This window comes from Mycobacterium sp. (assembly GCF_049802695.1).
In the GTDB taxonomy this organism is placed as follows: Bacteria; Actinomycetota; Actinomycetes; order Mycobacteriales; family Mycobacteriaceae; genus Mycobacterium.
Genome location: NZ_JBARMY010000416.1, coordinates 1 through 2,956 on the forward strand (window position 1 = coordinate 1; position 2,956 = coordinate 2,956).

Sequence of the window (2,956 nt, forward strand, 5' to 3'; positions counted from 1 at the left end):
CCGGTGGATCGCGGTACGCCCGGGTGCACCGCCGCCGTCACGGCCGCGGCGTCGGCCACTGGGCCCCACGCCGCGCTACATGGTGGTGCCGCGGTGGGGACTGGTTGACCGTGTCGACGCAGCCACCGCTGCGACGTCGTCGCCGGAGCAGACTGCCTCGCCGACGGTGGTGCGTCGCACACTCTCGGCCGCCGTGGTGGTCCTGGGCATCGCCGTGCTGGTGCATCTGGTTCGCTACCTACTGCTGATCATCAACCGCAGCACGCTGCTGAACCCGATCGTCGCCGAAGTCGCACTCTGGCTCGGTGTGCTCGCCAGTGTGGCGGCACTGGGTGCGGCGGTCGTCTGCGCGATCGTATTGACGCAATGGCTGATTGCGCGCCGGGCCGCCGCGTTCCGCCGGCATGGCCATTCCGAGCTGCGGCGTAGCTGGGTGCTGTGGGCCGGTTGTCTGCTGCCGCCGGCGGTCGCGGTACTGCTCGCGTTGGGGTTCGCCACCTGGCTGGCTACTTTCGACCAACCCAGCTGGGCGGTGATGGCACTCTTCTTGGTTGTCGCCTGGTTGCCTCTGGTCGCTTTGATATGGCCGCTGGTCTACATGCTGGACCTGGTGAAGGCGGAGGGCCACTACGAGCGCTTGGGTACGGCGGTGTGGATGTGGTGGCTGCTGTGGCTGATCAGTGGCATGGTCGCAGTGTTTGCTACCGAAACCCGGTTCGCGCGGGACGCACAAGGTATCGCCAACAACACGGCGGTGACGACGGCCGCCTATCTGCTGGCCGGGTTCGCGGTTCTCGCCGCTGCGCGGGTGGTCGAGGGATTCGAACGCAAACCGGTCGAACGACCAGCTCATCGTTGGGTTGTCGCCGGCGACGATCGGCCCGGCGCAACTGGATCGGCCGCAGCGGTTGAGTTAGAGGGCCGCGAACCGGCAGCATAGAGAAATGTCTTGGGCCGACGAGGTGCTCGCCGGGCACCCTTTCGTGGTTGCGCATCGAGGAGCGTCGGCCGAGCGGCCGGAACACACGCTGGCTGCTTACGACTTGGCTCTGAAGGAAGGCGCCGACGGCGTCGAGTGCGATGTCCGGTTGACCTCCGACGGCCACCTGGTGTGTGTACACGACCGCCGTTTGGAGCGGACATCCACCGGTGCAGGTTTGGTCAGCACGATGACGTTGGCGCAGCTGCGCGAGCTCGAATTCGGCGCGTGGCACCGCAGCTGGCGTCCTGACGGCACCCACGGGGACACCGGCCTGTTGACGCTGGACGCTTTGGTGGCCTTGGTGCTCGACTGGCATCGGCCAGTGAAGATTTTCATCGAAACCAAGCACCCGGTTCGGTACGGCGCACTGGTGGAAAGCAAGGTGCTGGCGCTGCTGCAGCGTTTCGGGATCGCGACGCCCGCTTCGGCGGACCGATCCCGCGCGGTGGTGATGTCGTTCTCGGCAATGGCGATGTGGCGGGTCCGGCGCGCTGCGCCGCTGTTGCCGACGGTGCTACTGACCAGGGCTCACAGGTATCTAGGCGGAACGACGGCCAGCACGGTCGGCGCGACTGCCGTGGGCCCGTCGATCACGACGCTGCGCGAGCGCCCCGAGCTGGTCGATCGGGCTGCGGCGCAGGGCAGGGCATTGTACACCTGGAACGTCGACCATTTCGACGATGTCCGCTTCTGCCGCGACATCGGGGTGGCCTGGTTTGCCACGCATCACCCCGGCCGCGTCAAAGCATGGTTGCAGAACGGCCTGACCGGGGCAAACCTAGATCCGTAACCGCGCCAGAAGCACCGCTTACGGTTGTGCGGCGATCAGGGTCGGCGGCACCGGCGTGTCGGTCGCCAGCGCGTCGAACAGCCGCCTGGCCGCGTCGTGGTCCCACACCACCACAGAGCCGGCGTCGTTCCCGGTGAAGTCGCCGATCGGAACGGTCAGCGCGGTGGGGGAGCCGCGTAGTGCCCAGCCAAGTCGTGCCAGCGCCCACACGTGGTCGCCCGCATCGACAGTCAGCGCGTCGGCCGCCGCCTGCGGAACGGAGTACCAGCGCCGCGGATCGAGCCATACCGCCGGGCTGCTGACGCGCTGCAGGAGCGCCGACATGAATCGTCGCTGGTCGATCATTCGGTCGAGGTCCGCGCGCGGGGTGGCCCGGGACCGGACGTAGCCCAGCGCGGTGCGGCCGTCGAGCGTCCGGCAGCCGGCCGGCAGGTCGATGCCGGCCAGTGGATCGTCAATCGGCGCAGTCGGACACATGGTGACCCCGCCGAGAGCGTCCACTACGGCAGCAAAACCGCTGAAACCGATCTCGGCGAAGTGATCCAGCCGCAACCCGGTGGCCTGTTCGACCGTCTGGGCCAGCAATGGCGCTCCGCCGAGCGCGAATGCCGCGTTGATCTTGTCGCGGCCGTAACCGGGGATCGCCACATAGGAGTCGCGGGGGATGGACACCATCGTCGCGCGGTCGCCCGAGCTGATGGCCGGGACGTGAACCAGCAGGATCGTGTCGGTGCGCCCGTTGCCGATGTCGCCGCCGGTGGCCAATGCCTGCTCCTGCTCGGCGGTGAGCCCCTGACGGCTGTCGGAACCCACGATCAGCCAGTTCGTTCCGTGGGCCGGCACGGGCCGGCCCGGGTAGTCGGCCAGCACCGGCGTGCGGTGCAGTGCGGTATCCAGCCACAGTGCGCTGCCAAGGCCGCCGGCGCCGGCCAGCAATACAACGAGCAGCACGCTCAGGGCGACGACTTGCACCCGGCGGCGCTTTCTGCTGCGCTTCGCCGCGGCCGGCGGCGGGGATGTCGCTGTGCGATGCCCACTGATATTCGGACCGCGACGGCCACCTGTGCGTGATCTCCGGCCGCGGTGTCTCGGACGCCACGCTGCTGAGGCTCGCCAGCTGGAGCGATCGCGACGCGCGCGCCTCGTGAGCGAGCTCCGCGCACAAAGACTCGGGAAGGGTCGCC

At 68.5% G+C, this 2,956-nt stretch carries 3 protein-coding genes; 2 read left to right on the top strand and 1 reads right to left on the bottom strand.

Annotated elements, in window-relative coordinates:
• Positions 1 to 940, top strand: a 940-nt coding sequence (locus tag WA317_RS16950) for a DUF4328 domain-containing protein (RefSeq protein ID WP_425174133.1), incomplete at its 5' end; no start/stop codon positions are given.
• Between the two features lie 4 nt (positions 941 to 944).
• A complete protein-coding gene (locus WA317_RS16955) occupies positions 945 to 1,772 on the top strand; it encodes a glycerophosphodiester phosphodiesterase (protein WP_425174134.1) in 828 nt (275 codons plus the stop codon).
• A gap of 18 nt (positions 1,773 to 1,790) precedes the next feature.
• On the opposite strand, the gene WA317_RS16960 is transcribed toward WA317_RS16955, so the two are convergent.
• Positions 1,791 to 2,744, bottom strand: a complete 954-nt coding sequence (locus tag WA317_RS16960) for an LCP family protein (protein ID WP_425174135.1) — start codon at positions 2,742 to 2,744, stop codon at positions 1,791 to 1,793.
• Between the last annotated feature and the right edge of the window lie 212 nt (positions 2,745 to 2,956).